Annotated in this window: 1 rRNA gene; it reads left to right on the plus strand. The window is 57.1% G+C overall.

Annotation, left to right across the window (positions count from 1 at the left end):
- Positions 1-2: 2 nt before the first annotated feature.
- A 16S ribosomal RNA gene (locus tag CRD15_RS02045) occupies positions 3-450 on the plus strand; the annotation flags it as partial.

Here is a 450-nt window from a genome sequence, read left to right on the forward strand (position 1 = left end):
TTTTTATGGAGAGTTTGATCCTGGCTCAGGACGAACGCTGGCGGCGTGCTTAACACATGCAAGTCGAACGGAAAGGCCCTGCTTGCAGGGTACTCGAGTGGCGAACGGGTGAGTAACACGTGGGTGATCTGCCTTGCACTTCGGGATAAGCCTGGGAAACTGGGTCTAATACCGGATAGGACCATGCTTTAGTGTGTGTGGTGGAAAGTTTTTCGGTGCAAGATGAGCCCGCGGCCTATCAGCTTGTTGGTGGGGTAATGGCCTACCAAGGCGACGACGGGTAGCCGGCCTGAGAGGGTGTACGGCCACATTGGGACTGAGACACGGCCCAGACTCCTACGGGAGGCAGCAGTGGGGAATATTGCACAATGGGCGCAAGCCTGATGCAGCGACGCCGCGTGGGGGATGAAGGCCTTCGGGTTGTAAACTCCTTTCGCTAGGGAAGAAGCC

It is taken from the genome of Corynebacterium sp. LK28 (assembly GCF_014335105.1).
Taxonomy (GTDB): Bacteria; Actinomycetota; Actinomycetes; order Mycobacteriales; family Mycobacteriaceae; genus Corynebacterium; species Corynebacterium macclintockiae.